This is a genomic window from Sporosarcina ureae (assembly GCF_002109325.1).
In the GTDB taxonomy this organism is placed as follows: Bacteria; Bacillota; Bacilli; order Bacillales_A; family Planococcaceae; genus Sporosarcina; species Sporosarcina ureae_C.
The window spans coordinates 370,738-397,409 of sequence record NZ_CP015348.1; the positions used below are offsets into that span (position 1 = coordinate 370,738).

Annotated in this window: 26 protein-coding genes; 6 read left to right on the forward strand and 20 right to left on the reverse strand. The window is 43.7% G+C overall.

Features of this window, described 5'->3' with window-relative positions:
- Positions 1-40: 40 nt before the first annotated feature.
- The 7 genes from dtd to SporoP32a_RS01935 form a co-directional block, all read right to left on the reverse strand.
- Positions 41-481 (reverse strand): D-aminoacyl-tRNA deacylase, encoded by a 441-nt coding sequence (dtd, locus tag SporoP32a_RS01905; protein WP_085426365.1) that lies wholly within the window; start codon positions 479-481, stop codon positions 41-43.
- A 15-nt stretch (positions 482-496) separates the two neighbouring features.
- Positions 497-2,695 carry a RelA/SpoT family protein gene (locus tag SporoP32a_RS01910; protein ID WP_085426366.1) on the reverse strand — a complete coding sequence of 733 codons (2,199 nt, stop codon included), beginning with the start codon at positions 2,693-2,695 and terminating at the stop codon, positions 497-499.
- A 145-nt stretch (positions 2,696-2,840) separates the two neighbouring features.
- Positions 2,841-3,353 carry an adenine phosphoribosyltransferase gene (locus SporoP32a_RS01915; RefSeq protein WP_085426367.1) on the reverse strand — a complete coding sequence of 171 codons (513 nt, stop codon included), beginning with the start codon at positions 3,351-3,353 and terminating at the stop codon, positions 2,841-2,843.
- Positions 3,344-5,689, reverse strand: coding sequence for a single-stranded-DNA-specific exonuclease RecJ (recJ, locus tag SporoP32a_RS01920; protein WP_085426368.1), 2,346 nt, complete (start codon positions 5,687-5,689; stop codon positions 3,344-3,346). The genes SporoP32a_RS01915 and recJ overlap by 10 nt, the downstream gene beginning before the upstream one ends.
- A 413-nt stretch (positions 5,690-6,102) precedes the next feature.
- Positions 6,103-6,462, reverse strand: a complete 360-nt coding sequence (locus tag SporoP32a_RS01925; protein ID WP_085426369.1) for a LapA family protein — start codon at positions 6,460-6,462, stop codon at positions 6,103-6,105.
- Between the two features lie 73 nt (positions 6,463-6,535).
- Entirely contained in the window at positions 6,536-8,803 is a 2,268-nt protein-coding gene (gene secDF, locus SporoP32a_RS01930; RefSeq protein ID WP_085426370.1) for a protein translocase subunit SecDF, read from the reverse strand.
- Positions 8,804-8,934: 131 nt separating this feature from the next.
- Positions 8,935-9,246: a post-transcriptional regulator gene (locus tag SporoP32a_RS01935; RefSeq protein ID WP_085426371.1), complete on the reverse strand. Its 312-nt coding sequence runs from the start codon at positions 9,244-9,246 to the stop codon at positions 8,935-8,937.
- A gap of 132 nt (positions 9,247-9,378) precedes the next feature.
- Here SporoP32a_RS01935 and SporoP32a_RS01940 point away from each other — a divergent pair, with 132 nt between their 5' ends.
- Positions 9,379-10,896: a putative polysaccharide biosynthesis protein gene (locus SporoP32a_RS01940; RefSeq protein WP_085426372.1), complete on the forward strand. Its 1,518-nt coding sequence runs from the start codon at positions 9,379-9,381 to the stop codon at positions 10,894-10,896.
- Here SporoP32a_RS01940 and SporoP32a_RS01945 read toward each other — a convergent pair.
- The 7 genes from SporoP32a_RS01945 to SporoP32a_RS01975 all read right to left on the reverse strand — a co-directional run bounded on the left by SporoP32a_RS01945 (position 10,893) and on the right by SporoP32a_RS01975 (position 17,053).
- Entirely contained in the window at positions 10,893-11,528 is a 636-nt protein-coding gene (locus SporoP32a_RS01945) for a DUF421 domain-containing protein (protein WP_085426373.1), read from the reverse strand. The genes SporoP32a_RS01940 and SporoP32a_RS01945 overlap by 4 nt on opposite strands.
- A gap of 108 nt (positions 11,529-11,636) precedes the next feature.
- Entirely contained in the window at positions 11,637-11,903 is a 267-nt protein-coding gene (gene yajC / locus SporoP32a_RS01950; protein WP_369823338.1) for a preprotein translocase subunit YajC, read from the reverse strand.
- Positions 11,904-11,950: 47 nt separating this feature from the next.
- Positions 11,951-13,090, reverse strand: a complete 1,140-nt coding sequence (gene tgt, locus SporoP32a_RS01955; RefSeq protein WP_085426374.1) for a tRNA guanosine(34) transglycosylase Tgt — start codon at positions 13,088-13,090, stop codon at positions 11,951-11,953.
- Positions 13,091-14,143, reverse strand: a complete 1,053-nt coding sequence (gene queA, locus SporoP32a_RS01960; protein ID WP_085426375.1) for a tRNA preQ1(34) S-adenosylmethionine ribosyltransferase-isomerase QueA — start codon at positions 14,141-14,143, stop codon at positions 13,091-13,093. It abuts the gene before it with no gap.
- Positions 14,144-14,161: 18 nt separating this feature from the next.
- Complete coding sequence (gene ruvB / locus SporoP32a_RS01965; RefSeq protein WP_085426376.1) at positions 14,162-15,160, reverse strand: Holliday junction branch migration DNA helicase RuvB; 999 nt, start codon at positions 15,158-15,160, stop codon at positions 14,162-14,164.
- A gap of 19 nt (positions 15,161-15,179) precedes the next feature.
- Complete coding sequence (ruvA, locus tag SporoP32a_RS01970; RefSeq protein WP_085426377.1) at positions 15,180-15,785, reverse strand: Holliday junction branch migration protein RuvA; 606 nt, start codon at positions 15,783-15,785, stop codon at positions 15,180-15,182.
- A gap of 701 nt (positions 15,786-16,486) precedes the next feature.
- The gene (locus SporoP32a_RS01975) at positions 16,487-17,053 is read right to left on the reverse strand and encodes an NADPH-dependent FMN reductase (protein WP_085426378.1); all 567 of its coding nucleotides are present in this window, start codon (positions 17,051-17,053) and stop codon (positions 16,487-16,489) included.
- Between the two features lie 154 nt (positions 17,054-17,207).
- On the opposite strand from SporoP32a_RS01975, the gene SporoP32a_RS01980 reads away from it, so the two are divergent.
- Positions 17,208-17,831, forward strand: a complete 624-nt coding sequence (locus SporoP32a_RS01980; RefSeq protein WP_085426379.1) for a hypothetical protein — start codon at positions 17,208-17,210, stop codon at positions 17,829-17,831.
- A 66-nt stretch (positions 17,832-17,897) separates the two neighbouring features.
- Here the strand turns inward: SporoP32a_RS01980 and SporoP32a_RS01985 are convergent, their stop codons facing one another.
- Positions 17,898-18,413, reverse strand: coding sequence for a GNAT family N-acetyltransferase (locus tag SporoP32a_RS01985; protein ID WP_085426380.1), 516 nt, complete (start codon positions 18,411-18,413; stop codon positions 17,898-17,900).
- 670 nt (positions 18,414-19,083) lie between these two features.
- Here SporoP32a_RS01985 and tatA point away from each other — a divergent pair.
- Genes tatA through SporoP32a_RS02000 form a run of 3 tightly spaced genes read left to right on the forward strand, consistent with a single transcriptional unit; the run spans position 19,084 to position 21,926 of the window.
- A complete protein-coding gene (tatA, locus tag SporoP32a_RS01990) occupies positions 19,084-19,287 on the forward strand; it encodes a twin-arginine translocase TatA/TatE family subunit (protein WP_085426381.1) in 204 nt (67 codons plus the stop codon).
- Between the two features lie 33 nt (positions 19,288-19,320).
- The gene (locus SporoP32a_RS01995; protein WP_085426382.1) at positions 19,321-20,160 is read left to right on the forward strand and encodes a gluconate 2-dehydrogenase subunit 3 family protein; all 840 of its coding nucleotides are present in this window, start codon (positions 19,321-19,323) and stop codon (positions 20,158-20,160) included.
- 17 nt (positions 20,161-20,177) lie between these two features.
- Positions 20,178-21,926, forward strand: coding sequence for a GMC family oxidoreductase (locus SporoP32a_RS02000; RefSeq protein ID WP_085426383.1), 1,749 nt, complete (start codon positions 20,178-20,180; stop codon positions 21,924-21,926).
- Between the two features lie 72 nt (positions 21,927-21,998).
- Here the strand turns inward: SporoP32a_RS02000 and isdG are convergent, their stop codons facing one another.
- From isdG to SporoP32a_RS17395, 4 genes are all read right to left on the reverse strand, one after another.
- Positions 21,999-22,319, reverse strand: a complete 321-nt coding sequence (isdG, locus tag SporoP32a_RS02005; protein ID WP_085426384.1) for a heme oxygenase — start codon at positions 22,317-22,319, stop codon at positions 21,999-22,001.
- A 145-nt stretch (positions 22,320-22,464) separates the two neighbouring features.
- Positions 22,465-23,190 carry a YebC/PmpR family DNA-binding transcriptional regulator gene (locus SporoP32a_RS02010; RefSeq protein WP_085426385.1) on the reverse strand — a complete coding sequence of 242 codons (726 nt, stop codon included), beginning with the start codon at positions 23,188-23,190 and terminating at the stop codon, positions 22,465-22,467.
- A 12-nt stretch (positions 23,191-23,202) separates the two neighbouring features.
- Positions 23,203-24,072, reverse strand: a complete 870-nt coding sequence (locus tag SporoP32a_RS02015; RefSeq protein ID WP_085426386.1) for an aminoglycoside phosphotransferase family protein — start codon at positions 24,070-24,072, stop codon at positions 23,203-23,205.
- A 6-nt stretch (positions 24,073-24,078) separates the two neighbouring features.
- Entirely contained in the window at positions 24,079-25,215 is a 1,137-nt protein-coding gene (locus SporoP32a_RS17395; RefSeq protein ID WP_085426387.1) for a LysM peptidoglycan-binding domain-containing protein, read from the reverse strand.
- Positions 25,216-25,422: 207 nt separating this feature from the next.
- Here SporoP32a_RS17395 and SporoP32a_RS16665 point away from each other — a divergent pair, with 207 nt between their 5' ends.
- Complete coding sequence (locus SporoP32a_RS16665) at positions 25,423-25,569, forward strand: hypothetical protein (protein ID WP_157129917.1); 147 nt, start codon at positions 25,423-25,425, stop codon at positions 25,567-25,569.
- 202 nt (positions 25,570-25,771) lie between these two features.
- Here the strand turns inward: SporoP32a_RS16665 and pheA are convergent, their stop codons facing one another.
- Entirely contained in the window at positions 25,772-26,656 is an 885-nt protein-coding gene (gene pheA, locus SporoP32a_RS02030; protein ID WP_085426389.1) for a prephenate dehydratase, read from the reverse strand.
- Between the last annotated feature and the right edge of the window lie 16 nt (positions 26,657-26,672).

Consider the following 26,672-nt stretch of genomic DNA (forward strand, 5'->3'; position numbering starts at 1 on the left):
ACGCAACTGCTCATAGACTTATCACACGCACACCACCTCATCACTTCGACTCAATCATCAACGTCACCGGACCATCATTCGTCAACTGCACGTCCATCATCGCACCGAACTGTCCCGTTTCGACGTGGAGTCCGTGACTACGCAGCTGTTCATTGAAGTATTCCCATAACGGTTCTGCTACGTCAGTTTTCGCTGCGTCAATAAAACTTGGACGACGGCCTTTTTGTACGTTGCCATACAAAGTAAACTGGGAAACCGATAAGATCGCGCCATTGACTTCATTGATCGAACAATTCAATTTTCCTTCGTCGTCTTCGTAAATGCGCAAGCCCGCAATTTTATTCGCAATATAGTTGGCATCTTGTTCAGTATCATCATGCGTGATGCCAACAAGCAATACATAACCTATTGAAATGGCACCCGTAATTTCTCCGTCAACTGTTACAGAAGCATCTTTCGCACGCTGTAATAAGACTCGCATGTTCACACCTCCTGTTTAGTTCATCACGCGTTCTACGGAATACACATCTTTAATTTGTTTGATTTTATCGACGGTACGCTGTAGATGAGTGATGTTCTGGATTTTGATCGACATATGGATATGCGCGATATCGTCTTTATCTGCTTTACCGCTAACCGCGATAATCGGCGTATTCATATCGGCCACGACCATCATCACTTCATTCAGCAAGCCTTGTCGGTCAAACGCTGAAATTTCAATATCAACTTGGAATTCTTTTTTAACCTTCTCATCCTGAACCGCCCAGTCTACGTCGATAATTCGCTCTTGCTGTCCTTGTTCGGATAAAACGTTCGGACAATCGGTACGGTGAACAGAAACCCCGCGTCCACGTGTAATGAAGCCTACAATTTCATCGCCTGGAACAGGATTACAACACTTCGAAATACGAATCAACATATTATCAATGTCCTTGACGATTACGCCTGATTCGGTTTGTTTCTCAGGCTTCGGCGTATGAATATCCGAAACGATTTTGTCAATCGTTTCTTGCTTCACGCGTTCCTTGCGCATTCGCTCAGCTAGTCGATTGACAACTTGTTGTGCGGTAATGCCGCCTGATCCGACTGCTGCGTAGAGATCTTCTTCAGAAGTGAAACTGAATTTATCAATCGTGCGCTGCATATTTTCTTTACTCAACGCTTCTTTGACGTCATACTCTTCAGCTTTCAATTCCTTCTGGATCATTTCGCTACCCTTGTCGATGTTCTCGTCGCGTAATTGCTTTTTAAAGTACTGGCGAATTTTATTTTTCGCTTGAGAAGTATGGGCCAGTTTCAGCCAATCACGACTTGGGCCAAATGATTGTTTCGATGTCAAAATTTCCACAATGTCGCCAGTCGACAACGCCGAATCCAAAGGAACAATTTTACCATTGACTTTTGCACCCGTCGTCCGGTTACCGACTTCGGAGTGCACACGATAAGCAAAATCGATTGGCACCGATCCTTGCGGCAATTCGACAACATCCCCGTCTGGTGTAAATACATAGACCATGTCCGAGAATAAATCGAACTTCAATGATTCCATAAATTCCTGCGCATTGGAAGATTCATTTTGAATTTCAAGAATCTCACGGAACCATGTAAATTTCGAATCAATATCACTATCCAGTTTTGCCACTGGTTTACCTTCTTTATACGCCCAATGTGCCGCTACACCAAATTCAGAAATTCTGTGCATCTCTTCTGTACGAATTTGCACTTCGAGAGGATCTCCTGCAGGCCCCACGACCGTCGTATGAATTGACTGGTACAAATTTTGTTTCGGCATCGCGATATAGTCCTTGAATCGTCCAGGCATCGGCTTCCATAGCGTATGGATAATCCCGAGCGCCGCGTAGCAATCCTTGATACTTTTCACCACAATACGGACTGCTAATAAATCATAAATTTCATTGAATTCTTTTTTCTGAATGACCATTTTTTGATATATGGAATACAAATGCTTCGGTCTGCCATGCATTTCTGCCGCAATACCCATTTCGTCCAGTTCGACACGCATCTGGTTCATGACGTCTGTCAAATATTGTTCACGTTCTGTCCGCTTTTGCTTCATCAAATTCACGATGCGATAATACTGTTGCGGATTGGAATAGCGTAATGCAATATCTTCGAGCTCCCACTTAATCGTGGAAATTCCAAGACGATGAGCTAGTGGAGAGAAAATTTCCAGTGTTTCTTCGGAGACACGACGTTGTTTAGCAGCAGGAACATGCTTCAATGTCCGCATATTATGTAAGCGGTCCGCCAATTTAATTAGAATGACACGGATATCTTGTGCCATCGCGATAAACATTTTGCGGTGGTTTTCCGCTTGTTTTTCTTCATTGGATCTGAATTTTAATTTATCGAGCTTCGTTACGCCATCCACGAGCATCGCGACTTCATCACCAAATTCGCGGATGATATCTTCACGGCTGATCTCCGTATCCTCTACCACGTCGTGCAAGAAGCCTGCCGCAACAGTTTCTGGATCCATTTGAAGTTCAGCCAAAATGCCTGCCACTTGAATCGGATGGTTGATATACGGCTCACCTGAAGTTCTAAACTGTCCTTCGTGAGACTTTTTCGCCATGACATACGCGCGCTTAATGAATTCGACGTGCTCTTCATTCATGTATTTGGCGACCAAGTCGTATACGTCTTGTTCTGTCAGGTCTTGATTTTTCGCCATTATGTTACCCCTTTCAACCTATTCCGTAAATATTTAGATAATTTTTTTAGTAGTATATGTATAATATCATTTATCATTAAAGCGAATCAAACTCAGTGCCCATATAACAAGAATCCTCCGCGTTTAGCGAAGGATTCGTTAGGAATTAATACGTAATAAGCGCCTTGATGTTTTCATTCGTCAACTTTTTGCGACCTTCCAAGTACGTCAGTTCGATCAAGAATGCACAGCCAGCCACTACGCCGCCTAGTTTCTCGATTAATTCGACCGTTGCACCCACTGTACCGCCAGTTGCAAGCAAATCATCGACAACGAGTACACGCTGTCCAGGCTTGATCGCATCTTTGTGGATCGTTAGTTCATCTTGTCCATATTCCAGATCATAGAAGACCGAAATAGTTTCGCGAGGTAATTTCCCCGGCTTACGAACCGGCGCAAAACCGATTTGAAGGGCATAGGCCACAGGACATCCGATGATGAAACCGCGTGCTTCCGGCCCCACGATAATATCTACGTCCAATCCTTTCGCATACTCGACAATTTGGTCTGTCGCATATTTATATGCTTCTCCGTTATCCATGATCGTCGTGATGTCCTTAAAGCTGACACCCGGTTTCGGATAATCGTCTACAGTCGTTACAAACTTTTTTAAGTCCACAGTTTTTCCTCCTCAACAGCGTCTGTCTCACGTAAAGAATCGAATACTTTCTTTAAGTCCTGATACGGAGCATAAAGCAATAACTCTTCTAGTTTAATTTGCTGTTGGCGTTTTTTATAGGATGGTGCTTCTGCCAAATCACGTTTGCCGGCAGATTCTAGCATCGTCACCTTACCATTCTCTAGTGTAACAAATTCTAGTTCATAAAACACTTTTGTCATGAACTTAATTACGTCTTTTTTCCAACCTTTATGTTTTGAAAGCATTTCGATTTGATTGTACATATCAAATGTCTCCCGCTTTTTCAAAAAGCTGTAATACCAACCAAATTGTTGGCGGTCGGGCATCTTTTCGAAGTACATCGAATCATGCACATGTAGATGTAGATAGACACGGTCAGCAAGCGTCTTTTCCATCACTAGCTTCAACTGTTCTTTCGCCTGTGGCATATCGAGCAAAACAATCGCGGAAGACGGATACACTTCATCGCGTCCGATCAAAGCAATCGGAACTTCTTTAAAGAATGGTGCGAAATGCTGAATGGCTTCTTCACTGAACGCAATGAATTGCGCTTTATCTGGAATCATCGGCAACCATCTAGCCGGTTCACGAATTCCACGATAATCAAACAACTGCCATTCGTCACATTTTACGTCACCAACAAGCAACTGCGCTTTCTTATTGCCGTTCCATTCATTGATCTGCAAATCACCCGTCAAACTCAACTTACTCTGTGGTGCCATTTCATCTGCCAATGCACCCGCTCCGAAATAAATCGCGTCCAGTCGCTCACCGTGATCACCCATTTCCAGTTTTAGATGATCTTTCGCTGTACCGATTTTGCGGACAGATATCGTATCTAGATCTTCAAGCAAGAAAACAGGCTTCGGGAACCCCATACCAAATGGTCGGATTTTCTCAAGTGCTTCGATGGACGCAATATCAATTTCATTCATCGACAGCGGTACATCGATCGATAAAATAGGCTGAAGGTCTTCTTCCGTCAACACATCTCTCGCCTGTTCATTCAAATTCGAACGCAATAATTCGACATCTTCTATTTTCAATGACATTCCAGCCGCCATCGCATGCCCACCGAAATGTGGCAGAATCGATGCATTCTTCGACAATTCCTTATACAAATCAAAGCCTTCGATACTGCGGGCAGAACCTTTTGCGATCCCTGTCTCATGGTCAAGAGACAAAATGATGGAAGGACGGTAGTGTTTCTCCGTCAACCTCGACGACACGATACCGACAACACCTGGATTCCAACCTTCACCTTCGACGACTAAAACGTGAGGAATTTGATCGCCATAGCGAATTTCCACTTGTTCTTCCGCCTCTTTTGCGATCTCTTTCACCAATTGTTGCCTTTCTTTATTCAAATCATTCAATGACTCCGCAATTCCGAGCGCTTGTTGATCATTGTCAGACTTCAATAACTCCACAGCGACGTCCGCATCACCGAGTCGCCCAGGTGCATTTAAGCGTGGACCTATCGTAAAGCCAATCGTTTCTTCCGATAATGCATTCTGGTCATGTCCGCTCACTTGCATCAATGCTTTAATTCCCGAACGCTGCGTGCGACGCAACCTGCGAATTCCTTCCTTCACCATATACCGGTTCTCATCTTCTAGCGGAACCAAATCTGCAATGGTGCCGATTGCGACAAATTCTAACAAGTCGAGAGGTGGCTCTCCAAGTAGCGCAGAAGCGAGTTTGAACGCTACACCTACCCCCGCAAGTTCTCCGAATGGATAATTGCCTTCCGGATGACGAGGATGAATGACTGCGTCCGCATCAGGCAATACTTCGCCCATTTCGTGGTGATCCGTTACGATGATCGTCATCCCAAGCGACTTCGCGAATGCGATTTGCTCGACGCCTGAAATTCCGTTATCAACGGTAATGAGGACTTCGGTTCCGTCTATATGTAGTTGTTCAAAGTAGTCGCTATTCGGTCCATAACCATGTTCAAATCGGTTCGGAATGGCAAAGTTCACTTTAGCACCGAGACGTTCAAGTGCTGTCGTTAACACGGTTACGCTTGTTACGCCGTCCGCATCATAATCTCCAAATATTGTAATTTTTTTCTGTGTGTCGATGGCTTGTTTAATACGGTCAACAGCTTTTTGCATGTCATGGAATAAAAACGGGTCGTGTAGGTTGGTTTCGTCCATGTACAAGTACGCGTTTGCTTGTTCGCTTGTCGTGATACCGCGCGAGACAAGTATTTTGGTCAGCATCGTGGATAGCTTCAAGTCTTTCGCGAGCTGGTTGACAAGTTCTTCATCAGGCCGATCGATTTTCCATCTTTTTTTGGATTGTATCAATGCGTTCACTTCCTCTGTTCTTATTATAGCTAATGTAGGTGGAGACTGAAAGGAAACGATATGAGGAGATTGGGAATCGGATGGCTCCGATGATCAGCGTTCCAGGCACAGGCTGATTCCAACGAAGGTGCTGCCAGTGGTAGGCGTAGCGAGGAGACTAAGTCAGGCGCCCTCGCTGTCTCAATCTCCTCACGAAAGCCTTCCACCAGCACCGAAGTGGGGTCAATGACCGCCCCACTCAAATCGTCAGCAGAACCACTACCACCATTCAATCCCCAATCGAAAAATCACTTGCAAGAACAACTACCAATGTCGCTTATTACGCAACCATCAAAAAACTCAACTCTACCCTCACTCACCTATCAAAAAACCACAACAAGTCGCAAAGCACGACCTGTTGTGGCAACACGAACTCAATATAACTCTTTCGGTGGAATAATCTCCGCCTGAACCAACGGCGGCTCCATCAACGTATCGATACGCTCCTCCATCTCCTGCATCTGCCTACGCTGCGCAGTCAACTCTTCCTCCTTCAAATGCAACTGCTTCTCTAACTCCTTCACACGGCGACTATTTCGGTATGACTTATAAATAGCAAAGAACCCACTAATAATCGCACCTAGCAAAGCCGAACCTAAAATAATTAACACAAGTGGGATCATCTCTGTACCAAAGAAATAATTCACCGGTACAGACTCCACATTAAACACCGCAAACACTGCGATCAACACAGCAAATAACAAACCGAATAACACTGTCCACTGAAATTTCATAGGCTTCATTCCTCCATTCAAAAAAAGCAGGATATACCGAAGTATACCCTGCTTTTTATATAGTTCAAACGTATTACACAACAGGTTCGTCTGAGCCCCATTGCTTTTTCTCTTTTTCTACTTTCATTCCGCCACTCTTTGCAATCTGCTTTCTCTTTAGATCGAACCAAAGTTGAGCAGAGATGAAGATGGAAGAATACGTACCTGCAATCAAACCGATCAATAATGCGATCGAGAACGGTCGGATCGATTCTGCACCAAGTGCCATCAATGCCACGACGACGAAAATAACTGTCAGAACCGTGTTCACCGAACGTCCAAGTGTTTGTCGCAATGATTTATTGACGATGGATGCCAACTCGTCGTCGTTATTAATATGCTTCGAGCGCTGCAAGTTCTCACGTATTCTGTCGAAGGTGACGATCGTATCGTTGATAGAGTAACCGATAATCGTCAGAACCGCCGCGATGAATGTAATGTCTACTTCCAATCGTAAGATACTGAAGATCGCAATCATGAAGAACGCATCATGCAGTAAACCGATAATGGCCGCAAGACCCATACGCCATTCGAAACGGAACGCCACGTAGATGATGATACCGAGTGCTGCAATGGCTAATGCATAAATCGCATTGCGCACAAGCTCTTTACCTACTGTATCCGAAACCGTCGAAACATTTGGCTCTGCACCATAAAGTGCAGACATTTCTTTTTTAATTTTATTGACTTCTTCTTGTGAGAAGTTTTCTTTGTATCGAGCCACCGCAATATTTTTCTCATCGCCTGAAATGACGACGTCTGACGTTGGGTGACCGATATCCTCAAGCTGTTTCGTTACTTTTGCTTCATCCAGCTGCTGTTCAGCCAGTACTTCAACACGTGTACCACCGGAGAAGTCGATTCCGAGATTGAGCTTGAAGACCCCGAGCATGATCGCTCCGACTAACAACAAGACAATGGACAATGTATAAAAACGTTTTCTTGAATGAACGAAATCAAAACGATCGAATTTCGTAGTCAAATCAAGTGTTTCATAGCCTTCATCCGCTGAGTGAACTTGTTTCTTGTTCAGTCCAAACCAACTGACTTTATTGTCGAGGTATCCACTGTGAACGAGTAGACCAAGCAATAGACGTGATCCCCAAACTGCTGTTAAGAAACTGACCATAATACTGATAATCAACATTGTCGCGAAACCTTTAACAGAGCTTGTACCATAAATGAACAATACTACTGCCGCAAGGAGTGTCGTGACGTTCGCATCAAGAATTGCGGTGAACGAAGACTTCGCTCCGGCCGTAAAGGACGTTTTAACCGATTTTCCGACACGTAATTCTTCTTTGATCCGCTCATAGGTGATGATATTGGCATCGACTGCCATCCCGACCCCGAGCATCAATGCCGCGATACCTGGTAGTGTCAATACACCATTGATTAATGTAAACACTAGCAAAATCAAAAAGATATAAACAGAGAGTGTGACAACTGCGATAAGCCCTGGCAAACGGTAATAGAGTGCCATAAAGATAAAGATCAAGCTGACACCGACAATTCCAGCAAATATCGTTTTATCAAGTGCTTGCTCACCAAATTGTGCACCGACAGAAGTCGAGTAAATTTCCTCTAAATCAACAGGCAATGCACCGGCGTTTAGAATACCCGCCAAGTTCTTTGTCTCTTCAATAGAGAAGTTCCCTGAGATTTCGACATTTGAAGAATTGATCGTTTTAGACACATAAGGAGCCGAGATAAAAGCAGGTTCTGGTTTCATGGCTTCTTCTTTAAAGGAGCTTTCGCCTTCAATGAAGTCTAACCAGATGACCAACATATTGTCTGGCTTCATTTGTACAATTTGAGATGTAACTTCTCCAAACTTATTTGGATCTTTCATTTCCAATGTAACAACAGGATTGTTGTTCTCATCGAAATTGGCTTTTGCTTTACCTTCTTTCAAATCATTTCCATCTAGCATCAATTCATCATTCGCATTACGGAACGACAGATTAGCTTGAGTGGATAATAATTCGCGGGCAGATTCCTGATCTTCTACCCCAGCAAGCTGAACGCGGATCCGGTTGTTCGATTCGATTTGAATACTTGGCTCACTTACACCTAGTACGTCAATACGATTCGTCAAAGCGCGAGCCGTATCGGCAACCGTCGACTCCGTAATCTTCTGTCCGTCTTTCAATGGCTTCACTTGGTACAGAACCTCGAAACCACCTTGCAAGTCAAGACCTAGCTTGACATCTTTTAAAATCGGACTCGTCGTGGAAAATACCGTTGATGCCAAAATAACGATAAGCAGCAAAAACGCGACGATCCTTCCTCTGTTTTTCATATTTCCTTTTCCCCCTCATATACTAGAGCGGCATAGCACCTGTTATGTACTTTCGATCTCTCATTGTACAACATACCAATTATGAAACAGTCGGTTGTCTGTGTCAAATACTTCATGACTAGAATTGCAAATCAATCAGTTTTTTTGGGCGAAAATAACACAGACCATTCCTCTTCGCTCAATTCCAAGACGTCTTCGCTATTGCGTTGAGCCTCTGTTTGTGTATGGGTCATGAACTGTGCCGCGGTAATTGCCAGGACATCTGAAATCATTTCATGGGAACGCATAGTGGAAATATCTTTTTTTCGCCACTTCTTCGCTACCAAATATCCTAATAAATCTTCTTCCGTAATCTCCGAGTAGCCGTAAAACATCAATTCTTTTTTTTTACTTTCTAGTGCAGGGAGCAACTGTCTGTATAAGTCTGTCAGCTGTTGATCCAATGCCGCTTCCCCCCCTCGCGTTTTGTTCCGGAATAAACTTGATTATATCACATACACTTAACTATATTTGGGTTTTGCCCAAGCATTATGTAAGTAATTGAACGAGCGGCAAAACAGAAGGAGTGGTGCAGGGTGTCGTCATTCATACGTGGGACGATCTTTTTGATGGCGGCCGTGTTTTTATCGAAATTACTCGGCTTTGTCTATCGAATTCAATTTATGCGAGTAGCAGGAGAAGAAACGGTTGGAATCTATATGACCGCATACCCGGCATTCATCTTTTTCCTCTCCTTAGTACAGCTTGGCGTACCAATTGCAATAGCTAAGGTGATAGCGGAACTAAAAGCGCAAGGCAGCACTGTACAATTACGACAAGTTATGAGAACTGCCACATTTATTACGATCTTATCTGGCGCAGTCTTCATTCCAGCATGTATTCTGTTTATCCCTTTTCTAGCCGAAACTTTACTCGGTAATAGCGCAACTTCCACTGCATTATACGTAGCCCTCGCCATCGTACCTATCGCTTCAATTGGTGGATTAATCAGAGGATATTTTCAAGGGGTTTCACGAATTGAGGAAACCGCATGGGCACAAGTCATCGAGCAAATCTTCCGTATTTTATTGATCACGTGGATGCTTCCGTACATTTTAGCTCCTGATGATCCGATGATGAACGCGGCATATGCGATGGCTGTGACACTCGTAGCTGAAGTCGTGTCGGTACTGTATCTTTTGTACAAATACCGCCAGCAACAAAAGAAGGAGCCAAAACCACAAAAAAAAGAACCGCGCTATCCGATGGAGCCCATCCTAGAGGTGGCACTTCCTTCGTCAGGCAGTCGTCTATTTGGAACTTTCACATGGTTTCTCGAGCCTATTATCTTTTTGCGCGCACTCTCCATGGCAGGCGTCGGAACGGTAGCTGCCACTTCATTGTACGGAGTCATTTCAGGGGTACTTATTCCGTTATTATTGTTTCCGGCATTCATTCCGTATGCATTATCCGTCGTACTTGTACCGGCCGTCAGCGGTGCAGCTGCTTCGAGTAACGTCAAAAAGTTGCAAGAAAGAATTCACTTGGCATTACGTTTATCCGCTTTGACAGGTGCATTTGCGGCTACTGTATTTTATATTCACGGCCAAGAACTCGCCGAGAAGCTATTTCATATTGTAGATGGCGGCAGCTATATGACGATGCTCGCGCCAATTTTTTTCTTTTATTATATTCAAAGTCCACTTTATTCAATTTTGCAGGCCACCGGTGACGCAAAAGCCGGTATGATGAACTCCGTCTATGGCGGGATCGCGAAGCTTGCGGTCATGTTCATTTTAGCATCGCAACCTGGTCTTCAAGAAACAGGTGCTGTACTAGCGATCGGATTCGGCGTACTCATCACGTCTTTCCTACATATCGCGACACTGCGTAAAAACAAATCGACCGCCACAGGATTCTCGATGTTCGCAATGACCTATATTGTATTTTTATTGACCGTCGTCATCCGTCCGATTTTCATTCCGATCGGTTCGCAACATTTATTTGTTGAATGCGCCATTACGTCAGGTGTGCTGTTCGCTTTATTATTACTGACTAGACAAATCAAAGCGCAGGACTTTATCATGCTACGGAATTTAGTTAAACGTTATTAATCATGTTTGAGTTGTACTCTTATTTCACCTTGTTCATACGAGCAATAGAAAATCTTGCTTAAATCAGTGATGTTTTTAGCATGTAACTCTTGTAGCAACCAGTCTTCTGTCTTGCCAATCAATTCCAAATGCTCTGGCTGAATATCACCGTCAAGCACCAGTCCCACAATCGGCAAATCACCGTCTTTTGTGAATACGGATAAATTTCCGGAAGGTTCGAGATAAGCGAACGTTACATTATGAATCGAGCCTACTTGATTTTCACGTAATTGTTGAAATAAATCGTCGAGATTATATCGCTGTTTACGCATTTCATCTTGCTGGATCTCTCCATGCCTAATAATTAGCGTAGGATCCCCGTCGACCAAATCACGGAACTTCTTGCTTTTCAATGAAATCATCGACGATATATATTGAATAACGAGTAACAAAAGGATGGGAAGAATCCCTTCAAAAATCGGTTTATCAGGTGATTCCACTATCATAGCTGCAACTTCCGCCATGATGATGAAGACCACAATATCCATGACACCTAATTCGCCCACTTCCCGTTTTCCCATAATACGTAATATCACCAGAAGAAACACATATAAAAAGACCGTACGTAAGCCGATGATCCATAAATCATGCACTGCACATCTGCCTCCTTCACACATAGTGTGTCGGCAGATCTTTTTTCTATACACCCGCATACAAAAAAGCGGCAATCTATGGACATACCAGTAGATAACCGCTTTTTATTATGACGCTGTTACAACTCTACCTACCGCTTGCTTGTCAAAACGCAAAACTGTAGTGTCCGATACACGTAAGAAAATAGATGTTTCATCAACTGCATCCACAGTTCCGTGAATACCACCGATTGTTACTACTTCGTCTCCACGCTTCAAACTAGTTTGCATCTCTTTCGCTGCCTTCTGTCTCTTCTGAGCAGGACGAATGAGTAAAAACCACATAATAGCCACCATAATGACTAGTGTGAAAATACCACCGTATTGTTCCATCATTTTTAATTTTCCCCCTTCCTAAAGCATCAAATTTTATTATACAAGATTTAAAAGTTTTTTGCATTCGGTTTGTTAAAACCGTACTGCTCAAAAAACTCTTCACGGAAGTCACCGAGACGATCTTCACGTATAGCCTGACGTACTTGCTCCATCAAATTCAGCAAAAAGTGCAGGTTATGATAGGACGTCAAACGAATGCCAAATGTTTCACCCGCACGAATTAAATGGCGAATATACGCACGACTATAGTTTTTACACGCATAACAATCGCAGTTCGGATCAAGCGGTCCAAAATCGCGTTCGTACTTCGCATTTTTAACAACCAAACGCCCTTCACTTGTCATCAACGTACCGTTTCTCGCAATACGCGTTGGCAAAACACAGTCGAACATATCAATTCCACGGATTGCACCGTCGATCAATGAGTCTGGAGATCCAACGCCCATCAAATAACGTGGTTTGTCTTGTGGAAGTAATGGTGTCGTATAGTCCAGCACTTTATTCATAATATCTTTCGGTTCCCCGACGGACAATCCACCGATTGCGTAGCCTGGGAAATCCATCGATACTAGATCACGCGCACTTTGTTTACGAAGATCTTCAAACTCGCCACCTTGTACAATACCAAATAATCCTTGATCATTCGGACGACCATGTGCTTCAAGGCAACGCTCTGCCCAGCGAGACGTACGCTCGACACTAGCTTTCATATACTCATGTGTTGCAGGGAATGGAGGACATTCGTCAAATGCCATCATAATATCGGCACCTAAATCGTTTTGGATCTCCATCGCTTTTTCAGGGCTCAAGAACAATTTATCTCCATTAATATGATTCCGGAAATGAACGCCTTCTTCTTTAATATCACGGAATTTACTTAAAGAAAACACTTGGAAGCCACCGGAATCCGTCAATATCGGACGGTCCCAGTTCATGAACTTATGTAATCCACCTGCTTCTTTGACGATTTCATTTCCTGGACGTAACCATAAATGATACGTGTTACTTAAAATAATGCCTGCACCCATTGCCTTCAATTCTTCCGGAGACATCGTTTTTACTGTAGCTTGTGTTCCAACCGGCATGAAAGCAGGTGTTTCAAATGAACCGTGTGGCGTGTGGACAATCCCAAGTCGCGCACCCGTTTGTTTACATGTTTTGATATGTTCATACGTAATAGCTGCCAATTAATCTCGTTCCTTTCTTGTAGCAGGGCGGATCAACATCGCGTCCCCAAAACTGAAAAAGCGATACTGCTCTCTCACTGCTTCTTCATATGCACTCATGACGTGATCGCGTCCAGCAAATGCCGACAATAGCATCAACAACGTCGATTTCGGCAAGTGGAAATTCGTCACGAGTCCGTCAATTGCTTTAAACTCATACCCAGGATAAATAAATATCGAAGTCCAGCCACTTGCAGCGACCACTTCTCCGTTATTCTCTGAAGCAATCGTTTCAAGCGTCCGTGTAGACGTCGTACCGACCGCTACTACATTGCCGCCATTGGCTTTTGTCTCGCGAACAAGTGCCGCTGTTTCTTCTGTCATCACATAATATTCCGCATGCATCGTGTGATCTTCAATTGTATCTACACTAACAGGACGGAATGTACCAAGTCCAACGTGCAACGTAATGAAAGCGATCTGCACGCCTTTTTCCCGTAAAGCATCCAAGATTTCATCCGTGAAATGCAAACCAGCTGTAGGCGCTGCCGCAGATCCACGCTCTTTTGCGAAAACGGTTTGATAGCGCGTCTGATCTTCCAACGTCTCGGTAATATATGGAGGCAACGGCATCTGTCCGAGCTGATCGAGCAACTCATAGAAAATACCGTCATAACTAAATTTGAATTCGCGACCCCCTTGTTCACCAAGAGCGGTACATTCAGCTTGCAGCAAGCCGTCACCGAACGTCACGATCGTTCCTACTTTTATTCGTTTTGAAGGCTTGACCAACGTTTCCCAGCGGTCGTCCCCTGTTTCTTTTAATAATAATACTTCAATCGTCGCACCGGTTTCTTCTTTCGTACCGATTAAACGCGCCGGCAATACTTTCGTATCGTTCAACACGAGTAAGTCCCCCGCTTCTAGTTCGTCCACTAGATCACGGAAATGCTTATGCGTGACGATACCGTTATCACGTCCCATAACGAGTAAACGGCTCGCTGTGCGATCCAAAAGTGGTGTTTGTGCAATTAAATGCTCGGGTAAATCAAAATCAAAGTCTTCTACTTCCATCATGCTAACTCCTATCTGTCACTCAGGAAGCGGATAACCGAAATGCTCGTAAGCCTTTTCTGTCGCCATCCGACCTCTTGATGTACGTTGAATAAATCCCATTTGTAATAAATACGGCTCATAGACATCTTCAATCGTCACCGATTCTTCGCCAATACTTGCAGCGAGCGTATCAATGCCGACTGGACCGCCACGGAACCGTTCGATCATGCTGTGGAGCAACTGATGGTCGATTTGGTCGAGTCCATGATGATCCACTTGTAGCATATCGAGTGCTTCTTGTGCAATCGAAAGTGTAATGATCCCGTTTCCGCGCACTTGTGCATAATCGCGAACTCTACGCAATAGACGATTTGCAATACGTGGCGTTCCACGCGAGCGTTTCGCCAGTTCTACAGCCGCTAACGGATCAATGTCCACTTCAAATAAATTCGCGCTTCGAATGACTATCTCCGTCAATGATTCCACTTCATAATACTCTAGTCTAAGCGGTACACCAAAACGGTCACGGAGCGGTGCAGACAATGCCCCTGCACGTGTCGTCGCACCAATCAATGTAAACGGCGGCAAATCCAGTCGCACAGAACGCGCAGTCGGACCTTTTCCGACCATAATATCGAGACAAAAATCTTCCATTGCGGGATACAGCACTTCTTCAATCGCGCGGTTTAGCCGGTGGATTTCATCGATGAATAAGACGTCGCCCGGCTCCAACGAAGACACTACTGCCGCCAAGTCACCCGGACGTTCAATAGCCGGACCGCTCGTCATGCGGACATTAACACCCATTTCATTGCCTATTACCGTCGCGAGCGTCGTTTTTCCAAGCCCAGGAGGACCATACAGCAAGACATGATCCAAACTTTCTTCCCGCTTCTTTGCCGCCTCGATAAAGATCGATAAATTATCTTTCGCCTGTTGCTGACCAATATATTGTTGTAATAATTGCGGGCGTAATGACTGTTCAAAACTATCATCAAAATCCGTCGCTTCATTCGTCAGTATGCGTTCATCCATTGGAACCACCTCCATCGTATTAGCCTTGTTTCAATAATAACTTTAACGCCAGTCGCATATAGCCTTCTGTATCGAGTTCTTCTTTCTCGAGCTTCGGCTTCACTTTCTTTAGTTCGCGATCCGAATAACCAAGCGCAGTCAACGCAAGCAATGCTTCGTCGAGCTCATCACTTTCAGCAAGCGTAAGCAATGTGTCTTCCGAATCCGGCAAATCAATCTCCGTAAATAGATCATGAAGTTTGCCTTTTAAGTCCAAAATCATTTGACGCGCTGTTTTCTTGCCGACACCTGGAAACTGTACCAGGAACCCTTCATCTTCGCGCTCGATTGCACTTACTACTTGAGAAGGCAAGCCGTTCGCAAGAATTGCGAGCGCGCCTTTAGGACCGATTCCCGAAACGGTAATCAGTTTGCGGAACAGTTCACGCTGTTCAAGTGTCTTAAATCCGATCAATAATTGCGTGTCTTCACGCACATGCAAATACGTGAACACTTGCTGAACCTCATCTGTTGTATGGAACGCAAATGGATTCGGCGTCATCACTTGCCAGCCGATCCCCGATTGCTCCAGCACAACATATTCCGGTGTCACGCGTGTCACATAGCCTTTTATGTAATCGTACAAAGTATTCTCCCCCTAAAGTATACCTGTTATTATAGCATACGAACGGGTTTTCTACTTGTACGACCTTCGGAAATTTGTATAAATAAAATGGGTGTGTATTTTAAGTAATTTAAGTTCAAAAGCGAATACTTTGGAGTGGTGAGAGAATTTTTGAGTGTGATTGGATGGAAGCTCCAGCTGGCGGACGCTTTCCCATGGGCCCGCGGTGAGCCAACCAGTTCGCTGCGCTCTCTTTTGGTTGTCTCACCTGATCGGGCTGATCCATCGGGGAGTCGCCGCCAGCTTCCGCTTCCATCCTACATTGATAGTACGGATACTTAGATCACTCACTGTAGGAAGTGTATGAATTATTGTTTTACCCTTACTTATTTAGATTCAAGTACTGAAGTTCAATGCCTGTTACAACATTAATTTCAATGCACAACATAAAGTATCATCCACTTACACTGCAAGGGATTGGAGCGTAGGAGGGGCGACTCTGGGAGGATCAGCGGGACAGGTGAAACACCCTGCGAGCGAAGCGACGGGGTGTGGTTCACCGCCCGCCCTCCAGAAAGCGTCCCCTCCGAAGCACCAATCCCCTTCCCCAACACCTCTGCCAGCCTTTTGTTTTCTTATCGCATACTATTTCGCATCAAAAAAGAGCTGTCACCAGTCGTCATTTAACGTCATGACGACTTGGACAGCTCCGTTCATTCTAATTATGCGTGAGCCATTGCTTGTTGTTTCTTATGGAAAGCGATGAAATTCTGTACAACCGTATCAAGGAATGCGATTGTTGCTTCATCTGTAATATTTCCTTCTTCGTCCATTTTCGTGTGAACCGCACCAATATACACTTCATTACCTGGCAATAGGTTAGGTGCTAATGCTGGGTTCGATAGAATTTCGCGTAAGTGGATCTGCGCTCTTACTGAACCGAAAACTCCCATCGATGACCCTACGATAAAGCCCGTTTTACCATGTAACGTAAAGTCGCCTCCACGTGACAACCAATCCAATGCATTTTTCATTGCGCCAGGAATAGAGAAGTTATATTCTGGTGTTGCGAACATCACTGCGTCTGAATCTTTCACGTCATCTTTGAATGTTTGAACTGCTACAGTTGGTTCGCTTTCAATATCAATAGAGAACATTTCTAAATCGTTGATGAGAACCGGAGTAATTTCCAATTCTTCTTTATAGCGTTTAGCCATGAATTTCACTAACTTTAAATTGTATGAAGTGGAACTTGTACTACCGATTACTGCTTTTACTTTGATTGTCATAATATAAATCTCCCTTATGTTTTAATATCTGCAGGACTTATCATATCGCATGCTCGTTTTGATTTCTAATATTTTGCTTGACATTTGAAACCTTCTTTGCATGTAAACGTATACATATAAAGCAGTTCTACGTCTTTTTAAAGGAGGAAGCTGTATGCGAACAATAATCTATGCGAGTTTTGCGATGTCACTACTACTTGTCGGTTGTAATTCAGCAACAGAAAAACCAACTGATGAAGTGGAGCCGCCAGTAGAAACGCCAGTCGAGGAAACACCAGAAGAAACGACGACGTTGCCTGAACGTGAATCTACGATGGATGTAGTACTATCTGTTGAGGGAGAAGACTCCACTATCACAATGGACCTCGTCGAAGGTAGCGATGCCATGTATTCACTGTATATTGATCCGGAACGCTATACGTTTGAGACCGGTGAAAATGAAGACAAGCTCATGCCGATTGATGAAGTGCCTGAAGGGTATCCTGAGGTGAATATGACATTCCTATACGTCAAAGATCAAACGCCAGAAAGTGTAATGGAAGATATGGAACAGGAATATACTATGCCGCTTGAAGAAAAAACGATTTCTGCGCCAGTCAACGCACTTTCATTACACGGTACTTCTGGAGATGAGTCGGATAGTGAAGTTGTGACGATCTACATGATGGAAGTAAACGATGGCACATTGCTCATTAAGGAGAACTATTTCCTGGAAGCACAAGAAGGCCATGGCGCACGATTTGAACAGATGTTGGAGACGCTAGAAGTACGTAAATAAACAAGGAGAAACGCATGCACATACTTGAAAAGTCCTCATTCGTAATGGAATGAGGACGTAACTAGTCTATTCGATAGAAGGGTCTATGAACTTGGCCATATAATATTCGTCAACAAATTCTTCACCGATACATAAAGAATGCTTTTTAGTTCCCTCGATTTCAAACCCCATCTTTTTATATAAAGACAAACCTGCTTCATTTCGAGTAACGACCGTTAACTCTAATCGATGTATAGGATGATTCGCTGCCCACTGATCCAACTCTATAAATAGTTTCGTGCCGACGCCCTGTCCTCTGAAAGTTTCAGTAATCCCCACTACAATATATGCGCAATGTCTATTCCGTTTCGCGTCACCACCGATTGCAAATAAATATCCTACTAACTCGTTTTGTTCATTTTCAGCAACTAGGATCGTAGAATTACTACTCTTTTTTATACGCTGTATCCTGTGGATTTGTTGCGCATAATCATTTTCTCTTTCCCCAGCCTCCATCAACATATAATCTGAACTCGCTTCTACATACTCCATTAGACGGGAAAGTTTCTCCGCATCCGATATTTCTATTTCTCTTACTATCAATAGATCACTCCTCATTATCTAGTTATGTATATAATACTAGTGAAGTCTCACTTGATTTAAAATCGCATGCAATCCATGGACCCGTTTTAAAATTCTTTCTATACTATTCTAGCAAATTAAATTACATTTAATACAGTTCTGCATACCGTTAGCTGCCAGAATTCTCTACAACTATGGGATAGTTTTAAGCCCAGCCATCGGTGCTATTTTAATGTCACTAAGTACTGTGATCGTAGCAATTAATGCTAGATTGTTAAAAATCTGAAGTCGCTAGAATAATTGAATAGTGAGCGACTATACAAAAACACCTTGAGAATTTCTCATGGTTTTTTTGTGTATCTTTTACTATGCATGAAATTATACACATAATTGTAACTAGACCACTACCCTGCTCATCTGTTTTCAAAATTATGCATTTTTGAATTGAATACTTAGCCTTTTAAATACTGTGACTACTTCTAATTTTACATCTATTCATAACTATTTTTATTATATTATTAATTCATGCAATGAAACAACTTAAAAAGCTTCGTAGAATTACTTTGCATTTTTTGTCGAATAACACTATCATATATGAGGGCCAGAATTCCCTTACGAATTTAGCAAACTAGCCAGAGCTCTACCAATACATTGTAAACATGTAAAAAATAATGTAAAAGGAGGGAGTTTTATGAGTTTAGCATCCATCGGTGTACCTGGATTAATAATTATCTTAGTCATTATTCTAATTTTATTCGGACCTCGAAAATTGCCGGAAATTGGTTCTGCCGTCGGTAAAACACTTGCAGAATTTAAAAAGGCAACAAGTGACATTTTGGAAGATGATAACAAAGACAAAAAAACTGATTCAGAAAAATCCGAGTCCATAAAGTAACTACAATGACAAATGTGAAGGAGGAACTAAACGATGACGAATAACAAAGATTCCAATCAAGATACTCAAGATTTAAGTCGAAGAAAGTTTTTGAAGAGTGGCGGTCTTGTCGCTGGTGGACTTTTAGGTGGCTCCCTCTTTGGTGGTTTACTGACGAGCCAATTCCAAAAAGATTCGAAAAAAGATGTTGCGCCACAAGCTGATAAGCAAGTTACGTTTGATGCACGTACGTTCTTCAGTCGAAATGAAGACTTCGCGTTGCTATCTGCTGCAACTGAAAGAATCTATCCAGAGAATAAAAACGGAATGGGTGCAATTGAACTAGGCGTGCCTTATTTCATTGACCGTCAATGTGCAAGCAACTGGGGAAGAAATGCGAATGACTATATGGTCGGTCCTTTCCCATCGATTACAAAAACAGACGTATATGAAGAAGAAAAACGTCAAACAAATGAAGTCATCACATCGTCCACTGTTGTGAAGTTACCGGCTGGTACGGCTAACTATCAAACGAAAATGACGAGAGGCACGTTTTTCCTTGAAGGGCTTAACGCTATGGAGAAAACGTCGCAAGATAAATTTAATGAGCGTTTTATTAATTTAGAACCTGAACAGCAAGATGAAATTTTACAAATGTTTGAAAAAGGTGAAGTGAAATTCAGTGGTGTAGATTCCGCAGACTTCTTTAGCTTGTTACGTCAAACAACTATTGAAGGCGTCTATGCAGATCCTGTTTACGGTGGAAATCGTAATATGGAAGCTTGGAGAATGAAAGAATACCCTGGGCCGATCATGAGCTTTTTAGATAAAATCGAAGAAGAAGAGTTTATTGTAATGGAGCCTTCAAGTTTACGTAATTACCAAGGGCTTTAATTTAGGAGGACGCGGAAATGGCTAAAAAATTAGATAAAGTAGACGTAGTAGTCGTTGGTAGTGGTTGGGCTGGCGGTATTGTTTCAGCTGAACTATCCAAAGCAGGCTATCAAGTCGTCATGTTGGAACGTGGGAAAGATCAAACACGTTCAGATTTTATAGGTGTTAAAGATGAGTTACGTTATACAAATAGACATGAAATGATCGAAAAATTAACAGGCGATACGATTACATCTCGTGTTTCAATAGGCGATGCTGCACTACCTGTACGCTTGCAAAAAGATATGAACACAGGGACGGACCTTGGTGGCGGAAGTATGCACTGGGCAGGTTCCGTATACCGTTGGCGTTCGTATGACTTCGAAATTCGTTCAAAAACTATCGAACGTTATGGAGAAGGCAAAATTCCAGAAGGTATGCAAATTCGTGACTGGGGAATTACGTACGATGAACTAGAGCCATATTATGCTAAATGGGAACAAACGGCTGGGATTTCAGGAGAACCTGATCCACTTGGTGACAACAGATCAAATGAGTATCCAAACCCACCTATGCTAGCTTCTCCTGCGATTAAGTTGTTTAAAGAATCGGCAAAAGAGATCGGCTTACACCCTTATCAAATGGCTTCAGGAAACATGTCTCAAACATATACGAATCCCGATGGTGAAACGTTGAATCAATGTATGTTCTGTTCGTTCTGTACAATGTACGGCTGTGACTTCGGTTCAAAATCAGATCCTCTAGCAACGGTTATTCCGACTGCTCGCAAAACTGGTAACTGTGAAATCAGAACCAATTCACTCGTCCGTAGAGTTATACATAAAGACGGAAAAGCGACAGGCGTTTTATATACGGATACAAGAACAGGTCAAGAATTCGAACAACCAGCTGACGTTGTCGTTCTTGCGGCATTCACATTCTCAAATAACCGCCTGCTCATGCTATCGGATATCGGTGAAATCTATAACCCAGAGACTAGAAAAGGAACGATTGGCCGTAACTTTACAGGACAATTCAACAGTACATTCCTAGGTGCAACAGGATTCTTTAATGACAAGAAATTCAACTACTACATGGGTGCTGGTGGATTAGGTGGCGCTTTAAGTGACTATGACGCGGACCTATTCGACCACACAGATTTAGACTTCATTCACGGTGGCGGTATCGAACTTCGTCAATACGGAGATGCAGCGATTAAGAATAACTTCGTCCCTAAAGGTACACCAACATGGGGTGAAGAATTTAAAGAGAAATCACTCTTCTATGCTTTCCGTACATTAACGGTTTGGTACTCAGCAGCAGTTATGCCTTGGTGGCACAACTTTATGGACTTGGACCCTACGTATAAAGATGAGTTCGGTGATCCATTATTGCGTATTACAAATAAATTAACAGAACAAGATAAGAACATCGCGAAATTCGGTATTGAAAAATGTACCGAAATCGTAGAAGCAATGGGTGCGGACATTATTGATCAGGACGAAATGCCAGACCAATTTGACCACACTTACGGCGGTATGCACTATATTGGCGGCGTAGCTATGGGTGAAGATCCAGAAACGTCTGCGGTAAACAACTACTTGCAACTGTGGGAAATGGAAAACTTATTCGTCGTTGGCGGATCTGCACTACCACACTTCAGTAGTCACCACCCTACCCCAACAATCGGTGCCCTATCATACCGTGCAGCTGAAGGTATTGAAAAATACTTAAAAGAAAAAGGCGGTCTCTTGACGCAGCCAAAATCTTCTGGCGTTAAAGCATAATTAATATTCAATCACCTCTCACTTAGCAACAAGATAGTGAGGGGTGATTTTTTTCTGAACACTTTATTACACTCACACCGCAACGATTGGATCACGCACTACTCTAACATCATAGAATGACACTTTATTGCTAATTACGTATCCTGGCTGTCCGTCGCGATGTGAATGCGCTTCCTTGAATGCGTCGCTTTTCGTCCACGCCTCAAACGCCTCTTTAGATTCCCAACGTGTGCTAATCGTCACTTCGTCAAAATCCGGTAAATTATCCGTGAACAATACTTCCAGTCCTAGAAACCCTTCCATCTGCTCCACTTTTCCTTTTTTATCAAAACGCGTAACCAATTCATGTCCACGATCTTTTATAATCTTATTTGTATTTGTTACGATGATCATACTTATTCCCCCTTTTAATCTACTAAAGAGTATACTTTCTTCAGCAACTAAGTTAAATGATAATGAATCTCATTATCATTGTCAACAACAAAAAAGCCAGTCAACAACTTTTACGCAAGTAAAGTTGTTGGCTGGCTAGCATTCATTACTCTTCCGATGCATTAGAATAGACGTTTTGTACATCATCGTCATCTTCTAATGCATCGATCATATTCATAAATTGTTCTTGTTGCTCTTCGGTCAAATCCGCATAAACGGATGGAACCATATCTACTTCTGCTGAAACGAACTCCAAACCTTCGACTTCAAGCGCTTCTTTTACGTTCAGGAATTCGGATGGATCAGTCAGAATTTCGAAACCATCTTCTGTTGACACAATGTCATCCGCTCCTGCTTCTAAAGCCGCCATCATAACCGCGTCCTCGTCCGTTTCTTCCGTACGTTCGATAAACAAACGGCCTTTGCGTTCGAATAAATAATTGACGGAGCCCGTTTCTCCTAAACTACCGCCATTTTTATTGAACGCCACGCGCATATTCGGTCCTGTACGGTTACGATTTTCCGTCAGTGTATAGACAAGAACCGCTACGCCGCCTGGTCCATACCCTTCGTAGATCATTTCTTCGTAATTTTCGTCCGCACCTGAACCCGTTGCTTTATCGATCGCTCGCTGAATGACATCATTTGGTACATTCACACTCTTGGATTTATCGATTGCTAGACGTAAAGCTGGATTCGTGTCTGGATCGTCTCCGCCAGACTTTGCTGCCACGTAAATTTCACGCGACATCTTCTGAAAGATCTTTCCTCGTTTTGCATCCTGTGCGCCTTTTCTGTTCTGGATATTCTTCCACTTTGAATGGCCTGCCATGGATCAAACCTCCTACTTCATCATTCGCTCTACATCATACCATAATCTCGGCCAATGTGAGAGTGCAGTATCAGTGAAATGTAGGAGTTTGCTGGCCATCCGTTGCTGTTGAGCGAAAGGTAATGACAATAAATGCAACCATTCCCGAAGCACTTCATTCGGATATAAAAGCTTCGCAAGCGACTGGTTCGATAAGGTTTGCAACGCCGGATGCTCCCCCATCAAAAAAGTCGGATTATACGAAATTTGTGGCAACACACGATGCATCCACAACACCCGTTCATCTTCTTCCGTCCCAAGGCACGCTAAATCAAAATCGATAAAGCAAATCCTTCCATTTGTGTCCCGCAAAATATTATGATGGACGACATCTCCATGCAATAGCGTCAAAGAACTAACAGGCGGTGGTTGTTTCTTCGCGATTTGCAATGAATCTTTCCCATACGTCAACAGTTGATCGATCGTCGAAGAAGGTAGAAATGCTTCACACATCTCCCGTAACTCTTCAAATCGCGCAAGTCGGACTTCCCACTTCTCCAGCATATGATAATGCGGAAGACAGGAAATCGACTCCCAATCAATCGAATATTTCGTATCATGTAATGCTTGCAACGCACGGAATGAATCGATACGATCAATTCTTCTTTTAAAGTTGACCGCTTTGGCATCTTCAAGCCATGGCTGCATAATCAGCAACGGATCCGACTTATCGACGATTGGCGCGATATGCGGAAAATGCTGTGCACTAAGTAATTGATGAACTTGCCGAACCTTCACAGCTTGTGCGAGTGATGCGTACTTCTTTATGGAATACATAGCTCCGCCAGACTCCATTTTCCAGACATTCTTTTTGATTTTGATAAATCGCTGATTGTCTGCCATATGCGGTTACTGGTTTCGGTGCCAGTCCTCCGGTATTGGCATCGGCTGATGTTGAGGGGTATTACACCCACAATCACCCTGATAACCAGGAGGCTGCTGCCACATAGGTGGCATCGGCATCATGTGCGGATATGGCATCCATTGCATCGCTGGCATACATTCCGGCTGTGTCGACCATTGAGGTTGAACTGGCCAATTCGGCGAGCATTGTTGTTGATTTGACGGACACCAGGATGGCGGTATGTCTGCTTTCGGCGGCATTGTCGGTTGTTGCGGCATTGGCATCGGTGCGGGTTGTTCCGGCATCGGCTGCATGACAGGCGGTTTTGGTTGTGGCATCGGAGCTGGTTTCATGTGTAATGAACTCGATTCAATTAACTGCCAACCGTCCGGCATTGGTGCGGGAACCGGCTTATGGTGGTGAGATGATTCCTCCTGCCACTTAGGTGACTCACATGGCGGCATCGGTTTGATTGGTGCCTGCACAGGCGGTGGCATTTGTGGCATTTGTGGCATTTGCGGCATTTGCTGCATTGGTTGTTGTGGCATATGTGGATGGCAGTCCGCATCGAAAATCGGCATCCATCCGCAAACTGGGAATACTGCTTGCCACATCGGTGGTGCTTGCATACTCGGTGGCATTTGCGGCATATGAGGCGCTGCCGGTGGAGTCTGCGGTTGTTGTGGCATCGCTGGTGGTGCGGGTGCTGGCCACTGTTGCATTGGCGGTTGTGGCACAGGTTGCTGCTGCATCGGTGGCATCGGTGGAGCTTGTGGTAGCTGCGGCACTTGATGCACTGGCGGTTTCGCTTGTGGAGGCGCCGGCTTAGAAGGCTTCTCCTGATGTGGCGGCTTCATCGGTTTTTCGTGATGAGGTTTCTCATGGTGTGGTTTCTCCTGTTGCGGTTTTTCATGATGCGGTTTCTCGTGTGGCTTCTCGTGTGGCTTCTCATGCGGTTTCGTGTGATCACCCTTATGATGAGGCTTTTTCTTATCCATTGGCAAAAAGATTTTCATGCCGGGAACGATATAGTCCGGATTAGCTAGGTGAGCATTCACCCGCTTCAGTTCCTCGAACGGTATACCGTACTGTCTTGCGATCTTCCATAATGTATCACCTTTGACGACAATATGAACTTCCACTAACTATTCCCCCTTCCATCAATCCATCGTATGAACGGACGCCTACTTTTGTGACAATTTGTGTAGGCTTCCTCTCTTGTTATGTATATTCGACGGGGACTAGTTTATTACAAATAAAAAACCATCCTGGGGAATAGAGGATGGTTGCGAATTAGGTCAGATCAGTAGAGAATGTTGGTTAAAAAGTGCATGAATTAGAAATTACCCTTGACTTGGTTCAGTTCAAGAACGAAAGAAGTTACAATGGAAGAGTTACTTAGCAAGTACGAAGGGATTGAAGCTCCAGCTGGCGGACGCTTCAATCCTACTGTTATAGCGGATGGACGTAGAACACTTTTTTGCGATAGTGTGTAAATTAGTAAAGCCCTTGAACTTAATTAAGTTCAAGGGCTGTTCAAGTTCAATTATAAAACCTTCTACAAGTATAACTTTAATAAGCCAAAATAAATACATCCCACTTATACTACAGGGATTGGAGCGGCAGACGTCCCCACCAGAAAGCGTCACCTCCGTAGCACCAATCCCTTTCCCCAACATCATAGCCAGCCTAACTATCTCAGGAAACAAACTCCCCAGACTCATAGACATAATAAGTTCCTAGCGAACGTGCGGTGCAACCTAGTGCTGCTAACTCTTCCATCGCGCCCATCATCATCGGATGCTCGTCAGATTCATTAATGTCGATAATGAAGAAATAATGGCCAAGACCCGTCTTCAACGGCCGCGACTCGATCTTGCTTAAGTTCAAACGGCGCCATGAAAACACCGACAAAATCTGATGCAGCAACCCTGGACGGTCGTCCTCAGGCAACTTCACCATCAACGTCGTCTTGATCGAAGAAGCGTGCTTCGAATGCTCCAGCTTCTCCTTGCGCAACGACAACACGACGAAGCGCGTATGGTTGAAATGGAAATCGTGAATATTCTCTTCTGCTATATGTAAGCCGTACGTTTCTGCTGCCAAACGGTTGCCAATTGCTGCAACACGTAGTTCCGGCTGTTCAGAAATAGATTTTGCTGCCGCTGCAGTAGACGTCGTCTGAATCAACGGAACTCCACGGTAACGATACTGTAAAAACTTATGACATTGCGCCAATGCATGCGGATGAGATTGAATCGAATCCAATTCATCTAAGTGATTCATCTGCGATTTATTGACCAACATATGTTGCTCAATTGGCGTGGAAATTTCGGCTGCGATAAACAACTCTTTACTATTGAAAACGTAATCAATCGTCAACGGTACAGAACCTTCCAGCGCATTCTCCAACGGAACGACCGCATAGGCAACATGTCCTTCTGTCACTGCTTCAATACAATCTGGAATCGTCGGACGTGGCATTAACCCTTCCATTCCGAATAAATCGGATGCTGCAATATGGGTAAATGATGCTTCGGGCCCCAAATACGCAACGGATGGTACATACTTCTTTTCTGTCATGAATCTCTCATCTCCC